This window comes from Pseudomonas sp. IT-P74, assembly GCF_949768175.1.
GTDB lineage: Bacteria > Pseudomonadota > Gammaproteobacteria > Pseudomonadales > Pseudomonadaceae > Aquipseudomonas.
The window spans coordinates 253883-277163 of sequence record NZ_CATKQD010000093.1 but is presented as its reverse complement, the minus strand read 5'-3'; the positions used below and the strand labels follow the sequence as shown (position 1 = coordinate 277163).

Sequence of the window (23281 nt, the reverse complement as noted above, 5' to 3'; positions counted from 1 at the left end):
TGTGTCGATCGAAGGCCAGCTAGGCTCACTGACCAACGCAAGGGGTGGCCAGTTTGGGGAGCTAATTCCTACTGTTCGTCTGATCGACAGCTGAGGGCCGGATGTCGGCTGCGCTGTAGTTCATGCCATGTGTATGTCGCTGCTACGGGTTCGAAGAGACCGCCTGGCTCTTGACTGGACCTGGCTGACTTGGATGCCGCTGATAAAGCAGAGGGCGGGCAAGTGGTAAATCGCACTGCGATCAAGGCGGCACTGGCGAAGATTGAGGCCAAGCAGCAAGACAACCGTAGTTGCCAAGCCTTGATGAAGTCGATGGGGCTGGAACAATTCGACACGCACGAAAGCGATGCCCGAATGATGCGCACGCCAAAGGGGCGCGTGTTGCCTATAACGTGCAAACAGCCGTGGACGCAGAGCACTGTCTGATTTTGCATTACCAGGTGACGCAAGAGGGTGACGACCGCAAGCAGCTTGAATCCATAGCTAAAGCTGCCAAGGCCGAACTGGGTCAGGACACGCTGACCGTGACGGCCGATATAGGTTACTCAAATGGCCCGCAACTCCAGGCGTCCGAGGAAGCCTCCATTAGCGTGTACGTGCTGCCAAACTGAACCCCGAATCTTGGCGGCGAAACATTATCACAGCCACTGTCTATTGGGTCGATAGCAGTCGGTCTCACTCAGCGATTGAACCCCCATGTTTTTTGTAAACGACGAGCGAGCAGCCGCACGGTCAGCAAATAGTAATACCGCGTCGCATCGCTGCGTCGATTTAGGCGATGCTCAAGAAACCAAACCACGTGCTTTTTCTGCCAAGCCCAAGGCGTCTGTCGCTGCCAGCGCTCCGAGATTTCAGCTTGGATGATTCTCGCCTGCCGCAAATGGCGTTGCCTCGTGACGTGCGATCCGGTCAGCACGCTAGCCAAGAACAATTCCATATCGAATGGCTTACTCATGTGCGTCCTCCAATGTAGGTGGCGACCACATCGATTCGACCGTGCCCCAGCTCATAGCTGATTCGCCTCCGGGCCTCACGATCAAGGCGCTGATCTAACTGGTAGTATTTACCGCCGTTGATAGGCGCGCGGTGTTGGGTGATCTGCTCATAGCGTTCACACGCGAACGCCGCCCGTAGCTCATGAAAGCCTTTGAGGTTGTGGGAATGGAGGATGTCCCGCGCAGGTCGGATGACTTCCTGCAGAACGTTCAGGTAACTTTCGTTTGGCGCGATCAGATTGCGGCTACCCGCCGGCGACACCTGCTCCGCTAATGCAAGCGCATCACGCACATAGTCATCCACCGCAATCCAACGTGGTGCTGAGGCTCCGGCGCGGCCGCCTTTGGTACCGTCCTGGATATTGATCTTTTCGAAGACTTCAGCCTCACGACTTAGCCGTGACAGATCAGCCAAGATAGCCTCACGTAAGCGCATTCCGGTAGCTCGCGCCAACAGAACGATCGCTGCGGCCCGTCTCTGATCACGGCTACAAAGCGCATCGACAATCTGCTCAACCTGTTCGCGGTCTTGGCCCTGCGGCACTGAGTGGCGAATCCCGGTGCGCTGCATACCCAAAGCCTTACTCGGACTATGCAACCTCACGTACTGATCACCGCGAAGCGCCGCCATGGTCCTGTTAACGCTGGATAGCCGGTTTTGTGCGGTGCTGATGGCGAGGTCACCGCGCCCAACCACGTTGCGCAGGTACGCTGCATAGTCGGCCAACACCTTCCGATCGATGTGCCGCGCATCATTGATATCGGGCCCCTCCTCGGAACGACACCACTTCACGAATGCCTGCCAGCGATCACAGTGCGCCTTGACCGTGCCGTAGTGGCCACCGCCGAACATGTCTTTCAGCGCCTGAGGTCCTGCGTAGCTCAACTGCCTGCCGTAGCCGAAATTGCGGCCATCCCGCCTACCTACCAATGCCATGTCGATCACCTCATCGCTCGTTCTCCGATCCTTGCACCACGTCATCCCGCCAAGAATGCTGAGTGTTGTCAGGGATCAAGGCCCCTGCGACCTGTGGGGAATGTCCACTACGCGGGACTGACGGCTCCTTACGACTAGGAGCAAGGGCATCTCGTGATCTGGCCTCCTTAACACCGTTGCCGGTGGGCGGGTGGAGGCAGCACTTGCTGACGAAACCAGCGCCTGTAGATCCTGAGCCGGGTGAAACATCGATGAGATGGCCGGGGCATGCCTGACTGTCAGTCAGGTGCAGTCCATTCCGTGGTCTGCGGCACCATCATCTGCATCGCTGCTACTGGTGACATCGGCGTTTGTCACGCCGATTGTCACAAGGGGGATTGCCGCAAAGCCATGTGCGATCAGGGCTGCAGCAGTGGTAGAAGTGCCCGTCTCTTTCCAGAAGAAAGAGACGGGCACAGGTTGGCGCAATATTCGGCCAAGCGGATAGGTTGCTGCAGGGCAGCGAGGTACGGTGTAGCTGGCGCACTAGGGCCATGAGATTAGAGAGCATCCATCACCGGGGAGGTGACCGGGCGAGCTGCCGGATGCGAATCGCCTTTAGGGAGAACCACCGCGGGAGCGGCGTGACCTTGAAGGTTCGGGCCACCTGGGGTGCTGTCAGCGACAGCGCTTGCACGGCCAGTTCTACGCTTGTGGATAAACCCGGTCAAGGGTCGAAATTCAGCGTTACTCTGGACTTGGAGTGGGGTTATCCACCTATGGAATTCCGTGGTAAACCTCGGACAACGTCGTGGCTTTTAGCTTTTCAAAGTGAGGTCCTTCCAAAGAGGGCGGCTTTGCAGCCCTGTTTGGAAGGACCCGCGCTTACAAGCGGATAAACGAGACTGCTTGCCCTGAATTTTGAGCGCTCAGTAGTTGTTGTTGCCGTTATTGCGCCTGTACAGCGCTAGCGGATCGGTACCACATTCTTGTCTCTGACTTGGCTGTATGCTGAGGCGAGCAGGCTACCGGTGGCGGCTTTCTGGATGTACTCACTCCACCAGGCCATCATCGGCCGCCGGCGTTCGATGTAGTCGGCCCGGTTGTAGGCGCTCCGCACCTCATCCTTGTCGACGTGCGCCAGCGCAACCTCGATGAGTTCTGGGTCCCACCCGTGTTCATTCAAGATGGTACTGGCCATCGAGCGCATACCGTGGCTAACCAAGCGGTCCTGGAAGCCCATGCGTTTCAACGCCATGTTGGCGGTCTGGCTATTGGCATGAGTACGTGGATTTCGGTCTGCCGGGAAGACGTATTCTCGATGACCGCTATGGGGTTTGAGTATTTCCAGCAATGCCATTGCTTGATCGCTTAACGGGATGATGTGTGGGCGGCGCTTCTTCATCCGCTCCGGAGGGATGGTCCAGACACGCCTTTCAAAGTCGATGTCTGCCCAGCGAGTCGTCGCCGCCTCGGCGGGGCGAGTCATGGTGTGCAACTGCCACTCGATCAGGCAGCGGGTCGTGCGTTTGATACTGGCGTTTGCGATCTCCAGCATGAGCTGAGGGAGCTCTTCGGGCGGAAGTGCGGCCATGTTTTCTTTCTTGGGTTTCTTGAAAACCGCCCGGATGCCACTCAGTGGGTTAGCGAAGATCAGGCCGGAGTTCACGCCGTACGTCATGATCTCGTTGAGCCGCTGGCTAAGACGCTTGACCGTTTCCAGGCTGCCTTTAGCCTCGATTGGACGAAGCAATTCGATCACCATCGGCGCGGTGATTTTCGCGAGTGGCATCGTCTTCAAATCGGGTAGTACATGCAGAGTGAGTGACCGCCAGATGTCCTCGGCGTAAGCCGGCGTGACCGAGTCTTTCTTGAGCTCGAACCAGGCGGTGGCCACGTTCTCGAAGGTGTGTTCCGTTTCTGCGCGCTTGGCTTCATTCAGCGTATTGCGCTGCACCTTCGGATCGATGCCTTGGGCGAGCAGCTCGCGTGCTTCTACCGCCATCTTTCGGGCGTTCGCCAGCGAGAGCTCTGGGTAGGTACCCAAGCCCATGTTGATTCGGTTCTTGGTCACCGGTTCGCGGTAGTTGAAATTCCATAGCAATGAGCCGTTGCTGCGTACGCGGAGCTGCAAACCGTCGCCGTCTGTGAGGACGTAATCCTTGGACGCGGGTTTGACTCCCTTGAGCTGCCGATCGGAGAGGCGGAGGGCTGGAGCAGGCATGAGATTTTCCTCAGGCACTGATTTGGTATTCCAAAGATTAGCACCGGATGGTCTGGAATACCGTTTGGAATACCCGAGCGGCTGGAACTCAAAAACTCTCAAAAGACCGCAAAAGCGCTGGAAGCCGCGTATTTTCTGGGCCGCAGGCACAAAAAAAGACGTCCTTGGACGTCTTTGATTGATCATTTGGTGGAGCCGGGGGGATTTGAACCCCCGTCCGCCAGTACTCCGCTGTCGGTACTACATGCGTAGCCGTGTCTATTAAGTTAACCCTCAGCGACCCGACGGGCAGGGTGCTTTGGGCGAGTTGTGTAAGTTTTAGCCGCTTCGTCCACAACGTACTGCACGGCGATTCTGTTCTATATGACAATCACTTTGGGTTTACAGACATCCCCTGGTGATTGCTGGACCCGAAGGTACCAGAAGCTCAGGGCTAAGGCTGCTTACGCAGCGAGAGCGAATTCCTGGCCGTAGTTTTCGTCATTGGCAACTATAAGTAGTTGCAACAGTGGATTTACGAGTTCTGTTACCAACTCGGCATGCACCTAAAGTTTCGCAACCGGCGTCGAATCCTAAACGGCCCCGAGCCTGATGCTCTGTGAATCAAGTGAGCAGCAGGCCTGTACAGTGTACGTCATCACGCCCCGGAAGGCCAACCCGAAGGTTGACCACTACAGATCATGGGTTTGGCTGGTTGCTCTGACTGCCCGCGAGTGCCAAGGCCTGGGTGGCCTCGGTGACGCATTTATTGTCGTCTCCGGAGGCTTGTGAGGCTTCGGCGCTGGACATCAGCCTTTTGATCTCCATTGAGGTGTTTGTGGCGGTCGCCGGCAGCGCATTCACTTTGCCTTTGAGCTCTTGCAACTTGCTCGTACAAAGGTTGTTGTCCGCGGCAAATACAGGAGAGGCCAGCATGGCAGCAGCAATGAACAGGCCAGCGAGTGTGGTGCGTTTCATGGGGATCTCCTTGAGCTGATGGTCTCGGTGCTGCCGTATGAGCGGACGGTCAAGCCGAGCCCGAAGAATCAGCCACGATCTGACGGGGCCTACCTCAAAGACTACGATTCAACGCAAGAATTCGGTTTTTCAGACAATGTGCCGAGCTTTTCCAGCGATGGGGGGTTACACATGTCCAGACCCCGGATGCAACAAAACCCGCAACTGGCGGGTTTTGGTTTGCTTCGTATCGGGCGCAGCCGGGCTTTGAACTCCCGGCTGCCAGTACTCCGTTGTTGATGTACGCCAGCGCGGCCCGGAAGGCCAACCCGAAGGCTGGCCATGAACCGGGTTATTTCCCGCCTTTTTTCGCGTCAGTGACGGCCTTGATGATGTCGTTGGTCTCGGCGACGCAATCATCAGTGCCTTCCTTGGTGCCTTTTGCCTGGTCGGCTTTGGCTTGCTCGACGGAGGCTTTTACCTGCTCAGTCATTTCCGGAGGAATCTGTGCCTTGCCGTTTTCGATGGTTTTCAGGTTGACCGCGCAAAGGTCTTCTGCAGCAAACGAAGTGGAAGCCATGATGGATGCAGCAACGAACAAACCTAACAGCACAGAACGATTCATGTGTTTCTCCTTGAACTGAAGGACCAGCATTGCTGGCTATCAAATCGGTCTACCGAGTTTTGGGAAGGTCCCGCATTGGCGGGACTTGATCAGTGGACTGCGGCGGCACATCAGGGTTCTTTTTTCTGCTGTAGAACTGTTGATTCCGGCAAGAAGCATCAAGGAGGGCGCATTGATGCGCATGCCTTGATGTCCAGATTTCAGGGCTCCCTAGCCTGGGTAACGCGGTCCACCAGATAGACTAGTCCGTGGTAGTCAATGCCGCCATGTTGCGTCAGACCGATCTCACAGGTGCGGCTGGTGGAAATCCCTTCGCTGCACTGTTGCACCGCGTCCTTGAGCGTGCGCAGCGAATGGGCGTTCAGCTCCGGGGTGGTGAAACCCTTGTCGCCGGCGAAGCCGCAGCAGTGAATGCCTTCGGGAATGATCACGTTTTTGCTGCATTTGCGCGCCAGGTCGATCAACGCCTGGCTTTCCCCGAGGTGCTGGGTGCTGCAGGTGACGTGCACGGCGATCGGCGCCTCCTGAGGCGTGAAATCCAGGCGTTCCATCAGGTGCGTGCGGATGAAACGCACCGGGTCGTACAGGTCCAGACGGACTTCGCCGAGGTCTTGAACCAGGCGCAAGGTGCAGGGGCTGGTGTCGCAGTAGATCGGGTCGAGCCCGCCACGGCTGGCGTGAAGCAAGGCGCCGATCAGTTCCTGACGTTTGTGCTCGGCTTGTTCGGCGTAGCCTTTGGAGGCGAATGGCTGACCGCAGCACAGGTTGTCCAGGTTGTCCGGGAACACCACTTGATATCCGGCCTTCTCCAGCAAGCCTCGGGTCTTGTCGTGCAGCGACATTTGCTCCGTGTCGCCTGCTGCCGGCCCCATGGCGCGGGATACACAGGCCGCCAGATAGACCACGCGCGGGCGCGCGTCCGTCACTGTCGGGCTGAAGCGGATGGCTTTTTCCGGTTGCGGCATCGCGTTGGTCCATTGCGGGACCTGACCCTTGGACAGGCGCGTCAGCGTCGCCGACAACTTCGCCAATCTCGGCGCCCCCAGCAACATCCGCGCGCCATTGGCTACGTGCAGCGTGAAACGCGCACCTTGCAGTGCCGTGGCGAAATGTCCTTCAAGCCAGTTGGCGGTTTTCGTATGCGTCGCTTTCCGGCTACGCAGCTTTTTCACCAGCTCGCCGGTATTGATGCCTACAGGGCAACGTTGTGCGCACAGGCCGGTCGCGGCGCAGGTATCGATGCCTTGATAGTCGTAGGCGGCTTCGAGTTCGGACGTATCGATGCCCGCGCGTTTCTTCGCCTGGATGTCGCGCCAGATCACGATGCGCTGGCGCGGACTCAGGGTCAGGCCCTTTGACGGACAGACCGGTTCGCAGAAGCCGCACTCGATGCACTTGTCCACAATCTCGTCAGCGGCGGGCAAGGGCTTGAGGTGCTTGAGGTGGATCTGTGGGTCTTCGCTGAGCACCACGTCCGGGTTGAGAATGCCGTTGGGGTCGAGCAGTCGTTTGAGTTGCCACATCAACTGGTAGGCATCGCTGCCCCATTCCAGTTCAACGAAGGGCGCCATGTTGCGCCCGGTGCCGTGTTCGGCTTTCAGCGAACCGCCGAACTCCACCGCCACCAGTTGCGCCACGTCGTCCATGAACGCTTGATAGCGTGCGACTTCTTCCGGGCTGTTGAAGCCTTGGGTGAAGACGAAGTGCAGATTGCCTTCCAGGGCGTGTCCGAAAAGGATCGCTTCGTCGTAGTGATGTTTGTCGAACAGTTCGATCAGGCGGTTGACGCCAATGGCCAGCTGTTCGACCGGGAAGGTGACGTCTTCGATGATCACCGTGGTGCCGGTCTTGCGCACCGCGCCGACGGCGGGGAAGGTGTCTTTGCGGATGGCCCAGAGGCGGGCGTTTTCCTGCGGGTCTTCGGTGAAGTCGACCTGCTTTTCCACCGGGAACGCCTTCAGCGACGCCATGATTTGCGCCAGTTGCTCGTGCAGCAAGGTGGACGACGCGGCGCGGGACTCGATCAACAGCGCACAGGCATTGTTCGACAGATGCTGTACGAAAGCGGGCATGCCGGGTTTGTTTTGTACCGAGCGCAGGCTGCGGCGGTCCAGCAATTCCACGGCCGATACCGGTTGGTTCTTCAACACAGTGACCGCGTTGCAGCAGGTCTCGACATCCGGGAACACAATCAGGGCCGAAGCCTTGTTCGGGTGGTCGATCACGGTGTCGTAGGTCACGGCACTGATGAACCCGAGCGTGCCCTCGGAGCCCACCAGCAAGTGACTCAAGATATCCACAGGCTCGTCGAAATCCACCAGGGCATTGAGCGACAGGCCGGTGGTATTTTTCAGACGGTATTTGTGGCGAATTTTCGCAGCCAGTTCGGCGTTTGCCCGGGTCTCGCGTCCCAGGGTTGCCAAGCGCTCCAGCAATGCGGCATGGCTTTGGCGAAATGCCGTGACGCTGGCGGCATCCTCGGTATCGAGACGACTGCCGTCGGCCAGCACCAGGCGAATGCCGGCCAGGGTGTGATAGGTATTTTGCGCCGTGCCGCAGCACATGCCGCTGGCATTGTTGGCGACGATGCCGCCGATCTTGCAGGCGTTGATCGAGGCCGGGTCCGGACCGATCTTGCGTCCGAACGGTGCCAGCCAGGCATTGGCCTGAGCGCCGATCACACCCGGTTGCAATCGAATTTGTGTGCCTTGGCCGCGAATCTCGCGACCGTTCCAGTTATCCCCCAGCACGATCAGCACCGAGTCGCTGATGGCCTGGCCGGACAGGCTGGTACCGGCGGCGCGGAAAGTCACCGGCACTTGATCCCGTTGCGCCAGTCGCAGCAGCGCCACTACTTCGTCTTCGGACTCGACGCGGATAACCAGTTGCGGAATCAAACGATAGAAACTGGCGTCGGTGCCGAAGGCCAGGGTCGACAGCGGGTCATCGAAACGTCGTTCTGGTGGAATCAGTTGCTGTGCATCACGCAGGAAAGCGGCCGGTAGACTCATTGGTCCTCCAGGATCAGTACCACCAGGTCTTTCGGGCCGTGGGCGCCGTACGCCAGCACTTGTTCGATGTCGGCGGTTTTCGACGGGCCGGACACCAGCAGCGCGTTGGTCGGCATGCCCTGGGCCCACTCGAATTCCTGCTGCACCTGATAGAAGTTGTCGCGGATTTCGCTGGCCTTGAGCAGGGCGAAATGCACCGGTGGCACCAGGCTCATCAGGCGTGGCTCTTCCCGTGTCGGCCAGAGAATCAGGCTGCCCGTGGCAGCGATGGCGCCGAGGGGGGTGGTCAGGCTCGCCGGGGTGTCGTTGAACAACTCGGCTTTCCATTCTTCAACCGGGCGGTCGTAGGCCTTGAGCATTGGCAGGTCGGGATTGTTCGCCCAGTGTTGCGTGATCCGTTGACCGTGGGGCGTTGTCGGTGCGATCAGCAGACTCGGCAATTGGCGCTCCCGCAGCAACTGCGCGAGTAGCGTCGGCCACTGTTCACCGGACGTCAGATGAATCTCCGTGTGCACCGCTTCCATCAGCTTGCGCAGTTGTGCAATGCGTTGCTCAGGCGCGTAGGTGTAAGGCTGGGTCACCAGATCGACATCAAAGTTGTCAGCCACTGGCGTGGTGCCTGTCAGACTTTTGCGCAGCTTGGCGAGGATATTTTGCTTGGCGCTCATCAACGGTCTCCCTGTTTGGCCAAATGTTCGCGGGCCATGTCATGCAGCGAGCGGGCAGCGGGTTTCGGTGCGCTGTGGTTTTGCGTCCATGGGCCGACGTTGCTCGGCGTGAGGGCGCGCAACCGGGTGGCGAAGAAACCGAACAGGCGATACAGCGTTGGCGAGCTGTTGAGCTTCGCCCAGGCGTTCCAGATGAACCGCTCTTTGCGTGAGTACTTGCTGCCCTGACCGCGCATCACTTGATGAGGGCTGTCCGGGGCCTTGACGTTTTCTTCCCGCAGGCGCCGAAGCAAAGCAGGGATCGGGATTTTCACCGGGCACACTTCACCGCAGGCACCGCACAGCGACGAGGCGCTCGGATGATCCGGCACTTTCGCCAGGCCAACCATGTGTGGGGTGATGATTTTTCCGATAGGGCCGGGGTAAACCTCCCCATAGGCATGGCCGCCGATTCGGGTGTAGACCGGGCAATGATTCATACAGGCGCCGCAGCGAATGCAGTTCAGGGTCTGGCGCAGTTCGCTGTCGGCAAAGGCCTGGCTGCGGCCGTTGTCGAGCAGTACCAGATGCACTTCCTGCGGGCCGTCGAGTTCATGCTCCTTGCGTGGGCCGGAGATCATGTTGACGTAGGTGGTGATCGGGATGCCCAGGGCCGAGCGGGTTAGCAGCGACAGCAGCGGCACTACGTCGCGCAGGTTTTCCACGACTTTTTCGATGCCGGTGACGGCGATGTGCACGGGTGGCACCGTGGTGGTCATGCGACCGTTGCCTTCGTTTTCCACCAGCAGCAAGGTGCCGGTTTCGGCCACGGCGAAGTTGACGCCGGAGACACCGATGTCTGCTTCGAAGAATTTCTGTCGCAAGACCTTGCGACCGATCTGAATGAGTTGGTCAACGTCCTTGGTGTATTCCACGCCAAGTTTGTCGTGGAACAAGGACGCGACCTGACCGGCATTCTTGTGGATTGCCGGCATGATTATGTGTGAAGGCTTCTCGTGGTCGAGCTGGACGATGTACTCGCCCATGTCCGATTCCAGGCATTCAATGCCCCGATCAGCGAGGAAGTGGTTCATCTCCATCTCTTCGCTGACCATCGATTTGCCCTTGATCACTTGCCGCCCCTCGTGAGCGCGGATGATCGAGAGGACGATGCCATTGGCCTCGTCCACCGTTTCCGCCCAGTGCACTGTCACACCGTTGCGGGTCAGGTTCTGTTCCAGTTGTTCGAGCAGGTCGGGCAACTTGGAGAGCGCGCGGGCACGGATTGCATTGCCCAGTGCGCGCAAGTGTTCTCTTTCATGGGCATCGCTGAACGCCGCTGCCCGTTTGGTCATCAATGAATCCATCGCCTTGCGAAAGTTGCCTCGCAATTGCGCGTCACCCAGCGCCTTGTGGGCGCGGGTTCGGAAATCTTCTTCTACGGCGACCGTAGGAATAATCGTCGAGGTGCTCATTTCGCACCTCCGGTTCGCTGCCAGAGGAAACTGGCCAGATGCTGACCGCGCAACGCTTCCTGCTGCTTTTCCAGCGAGCCGTTGATGTTCATCAAGCAGCCGCAGTCGGCACTCAATACCTTGTGCGCGCCGGACTCCTTCAGCGCCCGGGTCTTGTCAGCCACCATCGCGCCGGAAATGTCTGGCATACGGACGCTGAATGTCCCGCCAAAGCCACAGCACTCACTTTCGTGATCGTGATTGACCCGCTCCACATTGCTCAACTGCGCCAACAACTCGCGGCCGTGCAGGTGGGTGTTCATCTCACGGCGTGCCGAACACGAGGTGTGCAGCGCCACTTTCACCGGCTCGCCGCTGTCCTTGAGCTGCACCTTGCAGACAAACAACAGGAACTCGGCCAGCTCAAAGGTTCTGGCCGCCAGGGCCTGGACCTGTTCCAACGTGTCTGGCTCGTCCTTGAACAAGTCCGCGTAATGTTCGCGCAACATGCCAGCGCAAGAACCTGACGGCACCACCACCGGATAGTCGCCGGCAAACAGCGCCAGTTGCGAGCGCGCCACGGTCCGTGCCTGTTCGGTGTAACCGGAGGTGTAGGCCGGTTGGCCGCAGCAGCTTTGCCCTTGCGGGTATTCGACACGAATGCCTTCGCGCTCCAGCAGGTGGATCGCATCCATCCCGGCTTGCGGGTAGAACAAATCGACCACGCAGGTCCCGAACAGGTAGACCCGTGACGGTTTCTCGCTGGGGTATTGCCGAGGCTCGGGCAGTGGCGGGGCGACACGGGTCGCATTCGGCACGGCGTTGTAAAAAAGCTCGCTCATCAGGCGGTCTCCGGGTGGTCCCGGTTATTCGTCTGTTGAGGCTGCTGAATATAGAGCCGGAAGCTTTCAGCAGCCTTACAGACCGGGGTGTGAATAGCGGACGCCGGGGGCGTGGCCCGGCGTCGGTTTTTATCGTGTTGCCTATAGCCTTAATGCACCAGCATGCCGGTGAACCAGTAAGCCTGGGCCAACGTGATCAAGCCGACAATCGTTGCAAAGAATAGGCTGTGCTTGAGGGTGAAGCGGAACAGATCCGATTCTTTGCCCACCAGACCGGTCGCGGCGCAAGCTACGGCGATCGATTGTGGCGAGATCATCTTGCCGGTCACGCCGCCGCTGGTGTTCGCCGCCACCAGCAAGGTGTCGTTGACGCCGATCTGGTGCGCAGTGGTTGCTTGCAGCGAACTGAACAGGGCGTTGGACGAGGTATCGGAACCGGTGAGGAACACGCCCAGCCAGCCGAGGAACGGCGAGAAGAACGGGAAGGCCGCACCCGTCGCCGCCAGCACCAGCGCCATGGTCGAGGACATGCCCGAGTAGTTGGTGACGAAGGCAAACGCCAACACCATGCCGATGGACAGGATCGGCCAGCGCAGTTCGTAGAAGGTCTCTCTAAAAGTGGTCAGACCAGTTTTGATATTGATCTTCAACACCAGCATGGAGATCAGGGCCGAGAAGAAAATCGCCGTGCCGGTGGCGGAAATCGGGTCCAGTTTGAACACTGCCGGAAGGGCGGTCGGCGCGGCCACGATCGGTGCGACCTTGATCACCATTTGATCCAGATGCGGGATGGCGAAGTTGAATACGAAGCTGTACATCGAACCGCCGGCGGCGAACATCGCCTTGAACGGCTTCAGGGTCCAGATGGTGACCAGTACCGTCAGGATCAGGAACGGCGACCAGGCCTTGAAAATTTCCCCAAGGCTGTAAGGCGAAGCCACGGTGGTGCGCTTCTGGCCGAAACCACCGACGCTGGCGCTCACCACGGAGGCCGAGACAGCACCGACGATGTGTTGGCCGGCGGCGCGTTTGGGTTGCCAGACTTTCAGGAACAGGGTCAGGGAAATCAGGCTGGCCAGGGCCGAGGTGATGTCCGGCAGTTCCGGGCCGATGAAGTTCGAGGTGAAGTACTGGGTCACGGCAAAGCTCAAGCCAGCTACCAGGGCTGCCGGCCAGGTTTCCCGCACGCCTCGCAGGCCGTCCATCATGAACACCAGCCAGAACGGTACGAACAGCGACAGCAGCGGCAGTTGGCGACCGGTCATGGCGCCGATCTTGAACGCGTCGATGCCGGTGACTTGGCCGGCAACGATGATCGGAATGCCCAGAGCACCGAAGGCCACCGGTGCGGTGTTGGCGATCAGGCACAAGCCAGCGGCGTACAGCGGGTTGAAGCCAAGACCTACCAGCAGCGCAGCGGTAATCGCCACGGGTGCGCCAAAACCGGCCGCACCTTCGAGGAAGGCGCCGAAGCAGAAACCGATCAGCAAGACCTGCAGGCGCTGGTCATCGGTGATCGACAGGACCGAACTGCGGATGACTTCAAACTGCCCGCTCTTGACCGTCAGTTTGTAGAGGAACACCGCTGCCACGATGATCCAGGCAATCGGCCACAGGCCATAGGCGAAGCCATACCCGGCGGCGGCGAACGCCATATCGACCGGCATCTGGAAAGCGAAGATCGCCACCAGAATCGACAAAGCCAGGGTGATGCTGCCGGCCACATGCCCTTTGAGGCGGAACACGGCCAAAGCCAGGAAGAAAAACACGATGGGGATGACGGCGGCGAGTGCGGACAGGCCGAGGCTGCCGAGCGGGGTATAGAGCTGTTGCCAGGTTTGCATATGGGGTGGCCCCTAATTGTTGTTGGTCAGGCACTGATCAGCGTTCTTGGATAATTGGTAAGACCAATTTACAATCGCTGTTGGCTAGGGTAAAAGCCTTGTAGGCGGTGTGTCAATTTGCCGCCCTAAAACTTTTGTCGAATGCGAAGTACGCAGGTCGTCTGTCTGGTCTTGCCAAATGCGCAATGGCAGGTGCTGGCGCAGCGTCAATAGGCCAGAATAGAGCCCCGGCGAGCCGTCGGATCGTGGAGTAATCGAGTTATGGGGTTTGATCAGATTCGTCAGCGCCGTTTGTCTGACGATATTGTCGAGCAGCTTGAGGGCATGATCCTCGAGGGCACGCTGAAAGCGGGTGAGCGCTTGCCGGCCGAGCGCGCGCTGGCCGAGCAATTTGGCGTGTCACGCCCTTCGTTGCGCGAAGCCATTCAGAAGCTGACCGCCAAGGGTCTGCTGGTGAGTCGCCAGGGTGGCGGCAACTATGTGGTGGAATCGCTGGGTAGCACCTTCAGTGATCCCTTGTTGCATCTGCTGGAAAGCAACCCCGAGGCGCAGCGCGATCTGCTGGAGTTTCGCCATACGCTGGAGGCGTCTTGCGCCTACTACGCGGCGCTGCGTGCCACGGATGTGGATCGCGAGCGGTTGACCGCGGCATTCAACGAATTGCAGGACTGTTATTCGCGTCACGAAGAGGTGAGTCGTGCCGAAGAAGGGGCGGCGGACGCAAGCTTCCACCTGGCGATCGCCGAGGCCAGCCACAATGCCGTGTTGCTGCACACCATTCGCGGGCTGTTCGACCTGCTCAAGCGCAACGTGGTGACCAACATCGGTGGCATGTACAAGCAGCGCACTGAAACCCGCGACATGCTGATCATGCAGCATCGGGAGTTGTATCAGGCGATTATCGACGGGCATGCGGAGCTGGCGCGGGAAGTTTCCAGTCGACACATTCTGTATGTGCAGGAGGTGCTGGAAGAGGTGCGTCAGGAAGTGCAGCGCGTGGCCCGGGCGGAGCGGCGCAAGGGGATGTAGTCAGTTCACTGTGGCGAGGGAGCTTGCTCCCTCGCCACAAAAAGCCGCGATCAGGCCGAAAGATTAATCTTCCTTGCCCTTGTTGCGCACCGCACGCTGCAACTCGCGACCAGCGTCGCGTTCGCGTTCGGTATCGCGCTTGTCGTATTCCTTCTTGCCCTTGCCCAGGGCGATCTCGCACTTGACCATGTGCTTGCTCCAGTACCAGGACAGGCACACGCAGGCGTAACCCTTTTGCTGCACGGCCGCGGCCAGCTTTTCCAGCTCGCGCCGGTTGAGCAGCAATTTACGGGTGCGCACCGGATCCGCGATGACGTGGGTACTGGCGGTCGTCAGGGGCGTAATGTGGCTGCCGAGCAGCCAGGCTTCGCCATCCTTGAGCAGCACGTAGCTGTCCACCAGCTGCAGCTTGCTTGCCCGCAGACTTTTTACTTCCCAGCCGGCCAGGACCAGACCAGCCTCGAACCGATGTTCGATGAAGTAATCGTGTCGCGCCTTTTTGTTTTGCGCGATGGTCCCTGTTGGGTGTTTCTTCTGTTTAGCCATAGGGGCGGCATTATAGGGACTTGCACGCGAGTCGGCTACGGTATCGCTACGTGCTTGAGCAGGTTGATTGAATCCCGGACAATGCGGCCTCTTTTTTGAACGCTTGGGCGTGATAACGATGTCGACAGACAAGGTTTCTGTCCACGGCAGTTGGGCTAGCCGCTGGGTCTTCATACTCGCCGCGACCGGTTCGGCCGTGGGGCTGGGTAGTATCTGGAAATTCCCGTACATGGTCGGCGTATACGGCGGCGGTGCTTTCGTGCTGATGTTCCTGGCCTGCATCGCGCTGATCGGGGTGCCGGTGATGCTGGCGGAAACCCTGATCGGCCGGCGTGCCCGGCAGAGTCCGGCCAATGCCTTGAAGATCCTGGCGACCGAGGCGGGGCACTCACCCAAATGGTCCTGGGGCGCGTTTGCCGGGATGATCACGGCGTTGCTGATCCTGTCGTTCTACAGTGTGGTCGGCGGCTGGTCGCTGGACTACATCATCGACATGGGGCGTGGCGATTTTCAGGGCGCGACGCCTGATCAGGTGGGGGCTTACTTCGGCAATGTGATCGCCGATCCCTGGCGCCTGACACTTTGGCACACGATTTTCATGCTGCTGTCAGCTGTGGTGATCGCCAAGGGCGTGGTTGCCGGGCTTGAGCGCAGTTTGCGCATCATGATGCCGTTGTTGTTCGTGATGATCCTGGTGCTGCTGGGCTACAGCATGACTACCGGTCATTTCATGGAGGGCGTGCATTTCATGTTCGACTTCCACCCGGAAAAGGTCCTGGACGGCTTGCTGCCGGCGATGGGGCATGCGTTCTTTTCCCTGAGCGTGGGCGTCGGCTCGATCATGATCTACGGCGCCTACATGCCGAAGAGCTCGTCTATATCAGGGACGGTCGTTGGCGTGGCGCTGCTCGACACGTTCGTTTCCCTGGTGGCCGGTCTGGCGTTGTTTCCGATTGTGTTCGCGGCGGGCCTGAACCCGAGCGAAGGCCCGGGGCTGATGTTTGTCAGCCTGCCGTTTGCCTTCGGTAACGTGGCGTTCGGGCAATTGATGGGGGTGGTGTTCTTCGTGCTGGTGGCGGTCGCTGCCTGGAGTTCGGCGATCTCCCTGCTTGAGCCGATGGTGGCCTACCTGGTCGAGCGCACTAAAGTGAGTCGTGCCTGGGTCACCTTCTGGCTGGCTTTCAGCTGCTGGTTTGTCGGCCTGGGCACGGTGTTCTCCTTCAATATCTGGAAGGAGGCCAAGTTCTTCGTGAACGAAGGCGGGATGTTCCACCTCTACCAATGGGGAGCAACCGGTGGCCTGGACTTCTTCGGTGTGATCGATTTCTTCACCTCGCGACTCATGTTGCCGCTTGGCGGTTTGTGTTTCGTGGTGTTTGCAGGCTGGATCATGGGGCGTGAAGCGGTGCGCGACGAGTTGTCGATCCGCAACCCTGCGCTGTTTGGCCTGTCCTTGTTCTTGATGCGCTATGTGGCGCCCATCGGCATTCTCGTAGTGTTTGCCGCCCAGCTGTGGAAGTGACGCTGACATGACGACACACATTTCACGTTCGGCCTTGCTGCCGTACCCGGCGCAAGCGCTGTATGACCTGGTCAACGACGTGGCGCGCTATCCGGAGTTTCTGCCGTGGTGTTCCTCGGCCGAAGTCCTGGAGAGCACCCCTGAGCATATGCGGGCGAGCGTCGGCGTGGCGAAGGGTGGCCTCAGTCAGCATTTCGTGACGCGCAACACGCTGGTTGCGGGGCAGTCGATCGAAATGAACCTCGAAGAGGGTCCTTTCACCCAATTGCATGGCATCTGGGTATTCAAGGCGCTGACTGACAAAGCCTGCAAGATCAGCCTCGATCTGTCGTTCGATTATGCCGGGCCACTGGTTCGTGCCACCTTGGGGCCGCTGTTCAATCAGGCGGCGAACACTTTGGTGGATGCGTTCTGCCAGCGCGCCAAGCAGATACATGGTTGAGGTCATGATTGAAGTCGAGGTGGTCTACGCGGCCGTAGACCGTCAGGTGCTGCTGACAGTGGCCGTGCCTGTCGGAACGACCGTGCGTGCGGCCTTGCTCAGGTCGGCCGTGGCTGAAGAGTTTCCGGAGCTGGATCTGACCCTTTGCCCTGTGGGGATCTTCGGCAAGGTGGTAGCTGACCCGGAGAGTCGGGCAGTGCAGGCCGGGGATCGCATCGAGATTTACCGCCCGTTGCTGGCTGATCCGAAAGAGGTGCGCCGACTGCGGGCAGCGAAAGCTGCCGAGGCCAAAGCGCGGAATCAGTGAGTGGCTGAAACGCCAGACAATAAAAAGCCCGGGCATGCCGGGCTTTTTATTGCGTCGCAAATTATTGCGGCGAGGTGTCCAGTGGTTGCGGCGTCGGGACCGGAACGGTTTCTACTCCGTCGACGTCCTTCTGGATCTGATCCAGCAACGAACCTGGCTTGACCGGTTTTTCCGGTTTTGGCTTCTCGACGTTTTCTGCCGGGGCGGCCACTGTCGTGCCGCTGTCCTTGCCGAGAATGGCTTCGTCACGGCTCACGCCGGGCATGAAATCACCGGAGAGGCTGACAAGCTGATCATTTGGGTTGAAGATAACGCTAATGCGTTCCTGTTGGCGTTCACCGCCACCCGGTTGCAGGCTGTACAGATAATCCCAGCGATCGGCATGGAACGTGTCGGTCAGCAGAGGGTTGCCCATGATAAACCGTACTTGCTTACGGGTCATTCCCGGGCGTAACTGGTCTATCATGTCCTGCGTGACGACATTGCCCTGCTGGATGTCGATTTTGTAAACCCCGGGGAATGAACAACCGGCGAGTGCGAGCAGTCCCACAAAGGTGAAACTGGTTAGCAAGAGCTTGGTGTTTTGCATCGGTGGGCGACTTCCACTATCTTGGCTGGGACAACGTAAACGCCGATCATACCCGCATTAAGAGAAGCTGCGAAGCAGCATCGCGAGAAAGCTGACCATGGTTGAAAATAGCGAACTACGCAAAGCCGGCCTCAAAGTGACCCTGCCACGGGTCAAAATTTTGCAAATGCTCGATTCCGCCGAGCAACGCCACATGAGTGCCGAGGATGTCTACAAGGCCCTTATGGAGGCTGGTGAGGACGTCGGTCTGGCCACGGTTTACCGTGTTCTGACCCAGTTCGAGGCAGCTGGCCTTGTGGTGCGGCACAACTTCGACGGAGGCCATGCGGTCTTCGAGCTGGACGACGGCAAGCATCACGACCATATGGTCAACGTCGAAACCAGCGAAGTGATCGAATTCTTCGACGAAGAAATCGAGCGGCTTCAGAAAGCAATCGTCGACAAGTATGGCTTCGAGATGGTTGATCACAATCTGGTGCTGTACGTGCGCAAGAAAAAGTAAGCATGTCGCGCGAACATCAGTTCGCGAAACGAACGAAGGCGACCCCAGGGTCGCCTTCGTGCTTTCTGCCTTTATTTATTCAGGCTTTTGCGGCGACCACCATTTTTTTGGCATGCGCCAGGGACTCCTTGGTGAGATCGATGCCGCCCAGCATCCGTGCGACTTCTTCGACGCGATCGTTTTTGCTCAATTTGGATACGGCCGTGCGGGTGGCGTCTTCGCCGCGCACTTTGTGCACAAATAGATGCTGATGACCTTGCGCCGCCACTTGCGGTAAGTGGGTCACAGTCAGTACCTGCCCGCGCTCGCCGAGCCTGCGCAGCAGCTGGCCGACGATTTCCGCGGTCGGGCCGCCAATGCCGACGTCGACTTCGTCGAACACCAGGGTCGGTACACGGGAGGTCTGTGCGGTGATCACCTGGATCGCCAGGCTGATCCGCGACAGCTCGCCTCCGGATGCGACTTTTGCCAAGGCTTTCAACGGTTGGCCCGGGTTGGCGCTGACCAGCAGTTCAACCTGTTCAAGCCCGTTAGGCAGCAGCTCGTTGCTGCTGTTTGGGCGCAACTCGATGGTGAAACGCCCGCCAGGCATGCCCAGGCGCTGGATTTCCTGCTCCACGGCGCTGGCCAGGCTACTCGAGGCTTGATGGCGCAGGTCGCTCAGCTCCCGAGCCCTTTCCTGGTAATGGCGAGCGTATGAAGACAGCTCGTCGCTCAGTCGCTCGATGGATTCGTCGTTGGCATTGAGGGTTTCGATTTCATCCAGCAGTTTCTGCTGCATCTCGGCGACTTCGGTCGGCTGGATGCGGTGTTTGCGCGCCAGGGTGTAGATCGCGTCGAGGCGTTCTTCCAGATATTGCAGGCGGGCGGGGTCTGCATCGAAGTTGTCGAGAAAGCGATTGAGTTCGCCAACAGCTTCTTCGACCTGGATCTGTGCGCTGGTCAGCAGGCTGCTGGCTTCGCCCAGAGCGCCGACTGAATTGTTCACGCTGGAAAGGCGGTTGAGGCTGGCTGTTAGCGCATTCAACACATTCCCGGAATCACTTTCACTGCATTGCTCGACGACTTGCCGGCAGATGCCGAGCAGGGTCTCGGCGTTGGTCAGGTTCTTGTGTTCCTGCTCAAGCTGCTCCAGTTCGTTGTCGCCAAGGCCAAGGTTTTCCAGCTCCTCGAGTTGATAGCTGAGCAACTGATGTCGGGCGCGTTGCTCGTCGCCGGAGTTGGAGAGTCGCTCCAGCTCCTGGCGGATCTGGCGCCAGCGCTGGGCGGCGAGTTGAACCTGACGGGCCAGATCGGTCGCGCCGGCATATTCATCGAGCAGACGACGGTGGGTATCGGTCTTGAGCAGCGATTGGTGTTCGTGCTGGCTGTGAATATCGATCAGCAGCTCGCCCAGCGCCTTGAGGTCGCCCAGCGGGCAGGGCGTGCCGTTGATGTAGCCGCGCGAGCGCCCTTCGGATGTGATGACCCGGCGCAGGATGCACGGGCCGTCGTTTTCGAGGTCGCGTTCGGCCAGCCAGGCGCTGGCTTCCGGAATGTCGACCAGATCGAAGGTGGCCAGGATGTCGGCCTTGTCGGCGCCGGGGCGGACCACGCCGCTGTCGGCGCGATCGCCCAGGGTCAGGCCCAGCGCGTCGAGCATGATCGACTTGCCCGCGCCGGTTTCCCCGGTGATCACGCTCATCCCGCGATCGAGTTCGAGATCGAGATGTTCAACGATGGCGTAGTTGTGTACGGACAGGTGCACCAGCATATGGGCCGCTCCCAGGTGTTAGGTCTGGTTATTTATACAGTGTTTTGTTTCTGGCTGACAATGCCCCTCGTTAGCTCGATTCGCTCGGTCCGACGAAAGTCTTATCGCGACCGGCAATGACAAAGCAGTTGTTTTTTGTAGGGTTAATCGTTGAGCCCCCTTGAAGCCGGATTTTGCGGCCCCATATAGCTGGGCAGAAGCGCGAGTTGAGCTCGCGGACGAAATTGAAAGGAGAAATCTATGGCTGACGAACAGACAGTGGATACGCAAAACCCAGACGCCAACCAGGCGCCCGAGGCTTCGGGTGATGACCTGGCGGCTCGTGTACAAGTGCTCGAAGAGCAACTGGCAGGCGCTCAGGATCAGGCTTTGCGTGTAGCCGCCGATCTGCAGAACGTCCGCCGTCGCGCCGAGCAGGATGTGGAGAAGGCTCACAAGTTCGCGCTGGAAAAATTCGCCGGCGACCTGCTGCCGATCGTCGACAGCCTGGAGCGCGGCCTGGAATTGTCCAGCCCGGACGACGAAAGCATCCGTCCTATGCGCGAAGGCATCGAGCTGACCCTGAAAATGTTCCAGGACACCCTCAAGCGTTATCAGCTTGAAGCGATCGATCCCCATGGCGAACCGTTCAACGCCGTTCTCCATCAGGCGATGGCCATGCAGGAAAGCGCCGATGTCGAGCCGAACAGCGTTCTGAAGGTGTTCCAGAAGGGCTATCAGCTCAATGGCCGCCTGCTGCGCCCGGCGATGGTCGTGGTCAGCAAGGCGCCTGCGCCGGTTTCGCCTTCGATTGACGAGCAGGCTTGAAATCCGCCGCAAGGCCCCCATTTATAAGTCAAGCGTTTAAGTGCTACCGCAGTTAGCCACCACTGCTGCGGCAACCAAATCCAAAGTTTCGGGAGAGTGAACATGGGCAAAATTATCGGTATCGACCTGGGGACTACCAACTCCTGCGTCTCCGTGCTGGAAAACGGCAAGGCAAAAGTTATTGAAAACGCTGAAGGCGCGCGTACTACGCCGTCGATCATCGCTTACGCCAACGATGGCGAAATCCTGGTTGGCCAGTCGGCCAAGCGTCAGGCCGTGACCAATCCGCATAACACCCTGTACGCGGTGAAGCGTCTGATCGGTCGTCGTTTCGACGAAGAAGTCGTACAGAAAGACATTCAGATGGTCCCTTACAAGATCGTCAAGGCTGACAACAGCGACGCCTGGGTTGAAGTGAACGGCCAGAAAATGGCACCGCCACAAATCTCGGCTGAAATCCTGAAGAAAATGAAGAAGACCGCCGAAGACTACCTCGGCGAGACCGTGACTGAAGCGGTGATCACCGTTCCGGCCTACTTCAACGACAGCCAGCGTCAGGCCACCAAAGACGCCGGCCGCATCGCTGGCCTGGACGTAAAACGTATCATCAACGAACCAACCGCAGCTGCTCTGGCTTACGGTATGGACAAGGCCAAGGGCGATCACACCGTGATCGTTTACGACCTGGGCGGTGGTACTTTCGACGTTTCCGTGATCGAGATCGCTGAAGTCGATGGCGAGCACCAGTTCGAAGTGCTGGCCACCAACGGTGACACGTTCCTGGGCGGTGAAGACTTTGACATTCGTCTGATCGACTACCTCGTCGACGAATTCAAGAAAGAAAGCGGCATGAACCTCAAGGGCGACCCGCTGGCCATGCAGCGCCTGAAAGAAGCCGCTGAAAAAGCCAAGATCGAACTGTCCTCGAGCCAGTCGACCGACGTGAACCTGCCGTACATCACTGCAGACGCCACCGGTCCCAAGCACTTGAACGTGAAGATCTCCCGCGCCAAGCTCGAAGCGCTGGTGGAAGACCTGGTTCAGCGCACCATCGAACCTTGCCGCATCGCAATGAAAGATGCCGGTATCGACGTTGGCGCGATCAACGATGTGATCCTGGTAGGCGGTCAGACCCGTATGCCACTGGTTCAGAAGCTGGTAACCGAGTTCTTCGGTAAAGAAGCTCGTAAAGACGTCAACCCGGACGAAGCGGTTGCCATGGGTGCTGCCATCCAGGGTGCGGTACTGGCCGGTGACGTGAAGGACGTTCTGCTGCTCGACGTCAGCCCGCTGACCCTGGGTATCGAAACCATGGGTGGCGTGATGACCGCGCTGATCGAGAAAAACACCACGATTCCTACCAAGAAATCGCAAGTGTTCTCGACTGCCGACGACAACCAGGGCGCCGTGACCATTCACGTGCTGCAAGGCGAGCGCAAGCAAGCCGCACAGAACAAGTCCCTGGGCAAGTTCGACCTGGCCGACATTCCACCAGCTCCACGTGGTGTGCCGCAGATCGAAGTGACCTTCGACATCGACGCCAACGGCATCCTGCACGTCGGTGCGAAGGACAAGGCTACCGGCAAGACTCAGTCGATCGTGATCAAGGCCAACTCCGGTCTGTCCGACGAAGAAATCGAGCGCATGGTGCGTGATGCCGAGGCGAACGCCGAGGAAGACCGCAAGTTCGAAGAGCTGGCCGCTGCCCGTAACCAGGGCGACGCACTGGTTCACTCGACGCGCAAAATGGTTACCGATGCTGGCGATAAAGTGACTGCCGAAGAGAAGACGGCAATCGAAGCAGCCGTAGTTGCCCTGGAAGCCGCTGTCAAAGGCGACGACAAGGCTGCTATCGACGCCAAGGTTGAAGAGCTGTCGAAAGTCTCCGCTCCAGTGGCGCAGAAGATGTACGCCGAACAGGCTCAGCCTGCTGAAGGCGCTGCACCGCAGGGCGAATCGGCTGAGAAGGCTGACGACGTTGTCGATGCCGAGTTCGAAGAAGTCAAAGACCACAAGTAAGTTGTTGGTCGGCCGGTTGACTGCCTTCTGGCGGTGACTGGTAGGATGTCGCCGCGCGGGAGCTTGCTCCCGCGTTGGCGTATCTGGAATACGCGAATTTTTACAGCATGCGACACGGTTCGCGTGTTGTCGGCATGGTCGGGAATGCTCCTGCTTTCCGAGCTGAAAGTGCCATCGAAATAAAGACCAGGATCGTTGAATTGACGTGAGTTGGGTCCGGGCCTGTATTGGGGCTCAACGAGTTCGGCAAACTCAGGAGGGTTTTGTCGGA

Annotated in this window: 20 protein-coding genes, 1 other RNA gene and 1 pseudogene; 8 read left to right on the top strand and 14 right to left on the bottom strand. The window is 59.0% G+C overall.

Annotated features, from left to right (window positions below; genetic code table 11):
- Window positions 1-180: 180 nt before the first annotated feature.
- A pseudogene (locus ACM6J5_RS28990) lies at window positions 181-608 on the top strand (transposase); the annotation flags it as partial.
- A gap of 71 nt (window positions 609-679) precedes the next feature.
- Here ACM6J5_RS28990 and ACM6J5_RS28985 read toward each other — a convergent pair.
- The 11 genes from ACM6J5_RS28985 to ACM6J5_RS28935 form a co-directional block, all read right to left on the bottom strand.
- Window positions 680-955 carry a hypothetical protein gene (locus ACM6J5_RS28985; RefSeq protein ID WP_103401027.1) on the bottom strand — a complete coding sequence of 92 codons (276 nt, stop codon included), beginning with the start codon at window positions 953-955 and terminating at the stop codon, window positions 680-682.
- Window positions 952-1932 (bottom strand): integrase domain-containing protein, encoded by a 981-nt coding sequence (locus tag ACM6J5_RS28980; protein WP_414929795.1) that lies wholly within the window; start codon window positions 1930-1932, stop codon window positions 952-954. The genes ACM6J5_RS28985 and ACM6J5_RS28980 overlap by 4 nt, the downstream gene beginning before the upstream one ends.
- 946 nt (window positions 1933-2878) lie before the next feature.
- Window positions 2879-4135: an integrase domain-containing protein gene (locus tag ACM6J5_RS28975; RefSeq protein WP_103401028.1), complete on the bottom strand. Its 1257-nt coding sequence runs from the start codon at window positions 4133-4135 to the stop codon at window positions 2879-2881.
- 187 nt (window positions 4136-4322) lie between these two features.
- Window positions 4323-4719, bottom strand: a transfer-messenger RNA (tmRNA) gene (gene ssrA, locus ACM6J5_RS28970).
- Window positions 4720-4813: 94 nt separating this feature from the next.
- Window positions 4814-5092, bottom strand: coding sequence for a hypothetical protein (locus ACM6J5_RS28965; RefSeq protein ID WP_414929794.1), 279 nt, complete (start codon window positions 5090-5092; stop codon window positions 4814-4816).
- 331 nt (window positions 5093-5423) lie between these two features.
- Window positions 5424-5696 carry a hypothetical protein gene (locus tag ACM6J5_RS28960; protein ID WP_095942418.1) on the bottom strand — a complete coding sequence of 91 codons (273 nt, stop codon included), beginning with the start codon at window positions 5694-5696 and terminating at the stop codon, window positions 5424-5426.
- Window positions 5697-5896: 200 nt separating this feature from the next.
- Window positions 5897-8707 carry an FAD-binding and (Fe-S)-binding domain-containing protein gene (locus ACM6J5_RS28955; RefSeq protein WP_414929793.1) on the bottom strand — a complete coding sequence of 937 codons (2811 nt, stop codon included), beginning with the start codon at window positions 8705-8707 and terminating at the stop codon, window positions 5897-5899.
- Window positions 8704-9375: a LutC/YkgG family protein gene (locus tag ACM6J5_RS28950; protein ID WP_414929792.1), complete on the bottom strand. Its 672-nt coding sequence runs from the start codon at window positions 9373-9375 to the stop codon at window positions 8704-8706. Before ACM6J5_RS28950 ends, ACM6J5_RS28955 begins: the two co-directional genes overlap by 4 nt.
- A complete protein-coding gene (locus ACM6J5_RS28945; protein WP_414929791.1) occupies window positions 9375-10829 on the bottom strand; it encodes a LutB/LldF family L-lactate oxidation iron-sulfur protein in 1455 nt (484 codons plus the stop codon). The genes ACM6J5_RS28950 and ACM6J5_RS28945 overlap by 1 nt, the downstream gene beginning before the upstream one ends.
- Window positions 10826-11650 (bottom strand): (Fe-S)-binding protein, encoded by an 825-nt coding sequence (locus ACM6J5_RS28940; protein ID WP_150672220.1) that lies wholly within the window; start codon window positions 11648-11650, stop codon window positions 10826-10828. The genes ACM6J5_RS28945 and ACM6J5_RS28940 overlap by 4 nt, the downstream gene beginning before the upstream one ends.
- A 149-nt stretch (window positions 11651-11799) precedes the next feature.
- Entirely contained in the window at window positions 11800-13494 is a 1695-nt protein-coding gene (locus ACM6J5_RS28935) for a lactate permease LctP family transporter (protein WP_095942413.1), read from the bottom strand.
- Between the two features lie 261 nt (window positions 13495-13755).
- On the opposite strand from ACM6J5_RS28935, the gene ACM6J5_RS28930 reads away from it, so the two are divergent.
- Window positions 13756-14523 carry a GntR family transcriptional regulator gene (locus ACM6J5_RS28930; protein ID WP_414929790.1) on the top strand — a complete coding sequence of 256 codons (768 nt, stop codon included), beginning with the start codon at window positions 13756-13758 and terminating at the stop codon, window positions 14521-14523.
- A 63-nt stretch (window positions 14524-14586) separates the two neighbouring features.
- Here the strand turns inward: ACM6J5_RS28930 and smpB are convergent, their stop codons facing one another.
- On the bottom strand, window positions 14587-15069 hold the full coding sequence (gene smpB / locus ACM6J5_RS28925) for an SsrA-binding protein SmpB (protein WP_008057382.1): 483 nt from the start codon (window positions 15067-15069) through the stop codon (window positions 14587-14589).
- 118 nt (window positions 15070-15187) lie between these two features.
- On the opposite strand from smpB, the gene ACM6J5_RS28920 reads away from it, so the two are divergent.
- The 3 genes from ACM6J5_RS28920 to ACM6J5_RS28910 are packed head-to-tail and all read left to right on the top strand — an operon-like array spanning window position 15188 to window position 17340.
- Entirely contained in the window at window positions 15188-16591 is a 1404-nt protein-coding gene (locus ACM6J5_RS28920; protein ID WP_095942411.1) for a sodium-dependent transporter, read from the top strand.
- A gap of 7 nt (window positions 16592-16598) precedes the next feature.
- On the top strand, window positions 16599-17033 hold the full coding sequence (locus ACM6J5_RS28915) for a type II toxin-antitoxin system RatA family toxin (RefSeq protein WP_150672218.1): 435 nt from the start codon (window positions 16599-16601) through the stop codon (window positions 17031-17033).
- Entirely contained in the window at window positions 17026-17340 is a 315-nt protein-coding gene (locus ACM6J5_RS28910) for an RnfH family protein (protein ID WP_150672217.1), read from the top strand. The genes ACM6J5_RS28915 and ACM6J5_RS28910 overlap by 8 nt, the downstream gene beginning before the upstream one ends.
- 61 nt (window positions 17341-17401) lie before the next feature.
- On the opposite strand, the gene ACM6J5_RS28905 is transcribed toward ACM6J5_RS28910, so the two are convergent.
- Entirely contained in the window at window positions 17402-17929 is a 528-nt protein-coding gene (locus tag ACM6J5_RS28905; RefSeq protein WP_007973139.1) for an outer membrane protein assembly factor BamE, read from the bottom strand.
- 97 nt (window positions 17930-18026) lie between these two features.
- Here ACM6J5_RS28905 and fur point away from each other — a divergent pair, with 97 nt between their 5' ends.
- Window positions 18027-18431 carry a ferric iron uptake transcriptional regulator gene (fur, locus tag ACM6J5_RS28900; protein WP_003197684.1) on the top strand — a complete coding sequence of 135 codons (405 nt, stop codon included), beginning with the start codon at window positions 18027-18029 and terminating at the stop codon, window positions 18429-18431.
- 79 nt (window positions 18432-18510) lie between these two features.
- Here fur and recN read toward each other — a convergent pair whose 3' ends face one another.
- On the bottom strand, window positions 18511-20184 hold the full coding sequence (gene recN / locus ACM6J5_RS28895) for a DNA repair protein RecN (protein ID WP_414929789.1): 1674 nt from the start codon (window positions 20182-20184) through the stop codon (window positions 18511-18513).
- Window positions 20185-20424: 240 nt separating this feature from the next.
- Here recN and grpE point away from each other — a divergent pair, with 240 nt between their 5' ends.
- Window positions 20425-20991 carry a nucleotide exchange factor GrpE gene (grpE, locus tag ACM6J5_RS28890; protein ID WP_095942407.1) on the top strand — a complete coding sequence of 189 codons (567 nt, stop codon included), beginning with the start codon at window positions 20425-20427 and terminating at the stop codon, window positions 20989-20991.
- 102 nt (window positions 20992-21093) lie between these two features.
- Entirely contained in the window at window positions 21094-23010 is a 1917-nt protein-coding gene (gene dnaK / locus ACM6J5_RS28885; protein ID WP_007973133.1) for a molecular chaperone DnaK, read from the top strand.
- The last annotated feature ends 271 nt before the right edge of the window (window positions 23011-23281 follow it).

Coding starts and splice junctions, on each gene's coding strand:
- ACM6J5_RS28915 (WP_150672218.1), top strand. CDS start 16,599: ATGACGACACACATTTCACGTTCGGCCTTGCTGCCGTACCCGGCGCAA.
- ACM6J5_RS28950 (WP_414929792.1), bottom strand. CDS start 9,375: ATGAGCGCCAAGCAAAATATCCTCGCCAAGCTGCGCAAAAGTCTGACA.
- smpB (WP_008057382.1), bottom strand. CDS start 15,069: ATGGCTAAACAGAAGAAACACCCAACAGGGACCATCGCGCAAAACAAA.
- ACM6J5_RS28910 (WP_150672217.1), top strand. CDS start 17,026: ATGGTTGAGGTCATGATTGAAGTCGAGGTGGTCTACGCGGCCGTAGAC.
- grpE (WP_095942407.1), top strand. CDS start 20,425: ATGGCTGACGAACAGACAGTGGATACGCAAAACCCAGACGCCAACCAG.
- ACM6J5_RS28965 (WP_414929794.1), bottom strand. CDS start 5,092: ATGAAACGCACCACACTCGCTGGCCTGTTCATTGCTGCTGCCATGCTG.
- ACM6J5_RS28975 (WP_103401028.1), bottom strand. CDS start 4,135: ATGCCTGCTCCAGCCCTCCGCCTCTCCGATCGGCAGCTCAAGGGAGTC.
- ACM6J5_RS28945 (WP_414929791.1), bottom strand. CDS start 10,829: ATGAGCACCTCGACGATTATTCCTACGGTCGCCGTAGAAGAAGATTTC.
- dnaK (WP_007973133.1), top strand. CDS start 21,094: ATGGGCAAAATTATCGGTATCGACCTGGGGACTACCAACTCCTGCGTC.
- recN (WP_414929789.1), bottom strand. CDS start 20,184: ATGCTGGTGCACCTGTCCGTACACAACTACGCCATCGTTGAACATCTC.
- ACM6J5_RS28960 (WP_095942418.1), bottom strand. CDS start 5,696: ATGAATCGTTCTGTGCTGTTAGGTTTGTTCGTTGCTGCATCCATCATG.
- ACM6J5_RS28920 (WP_095942411.1), top strand. CDS start 15,188: ATGTCGACAGACAAGGTTTCTGTCCACGGCAGTTGGGCTAGCCGCTGG.
- ACM6J5_RS28905 (WP_007973139.1), bottom strand. CDS start 17,929: ATGCAAAACACCAAGCTCTTGCTAACCAGTTTCACCTTTGTGGGACTG.
- fur (WP_003197684.1), top strand. CDS start 18,027: ATGGTTGAAAATAGCGAACTACGCAAAGCCGGCCTCAAAGTGACCCTG.
- ACM6J5_RS28955 (WP_414929793.1), bottom strand. CDS start 8,707: ATGAGTCTACCGGCCGCTTTCCTGCGTGATGCACAGCAACTGATTCCA.
- ACM6J5_RS28985 (WP_103401027.1), bottom strand. CDS start 955: ATGAGTAAGCCATTCGATATGGAATTGTTCTTGGCTAGCGTGCTGACC.
- ACM6J5_RS28980 (WP_414929795.1), bottom strand. CDS start 1,932: ATGGCATTGGTAGGTAGGCGGGATGGCCGCAATTTCGGCTACGGCAGG.
- ACM6J5_RS28930 (WP_414929790.1), top strand. CDS start 13,756: ATGGGGTTTGATCAGATTCGTCAGCGCCGTTTGTCTGACGATATTGTC.
- ACM6J5_RS28940 (WP_150672220.1), bottom strand. CDS start 11,650: ATGAGCGAGCTTTTTTACAACGCCGTGCCGAATGCGACCCGTGTCGCC.
- ACM6J5_RS28935 (WP_095942413.1), bottom strand. CDS start 13,494: ATGCAAACCTGGCAACAGCTCTATACCCCGCTCGGCAGCCTCGGCCTG.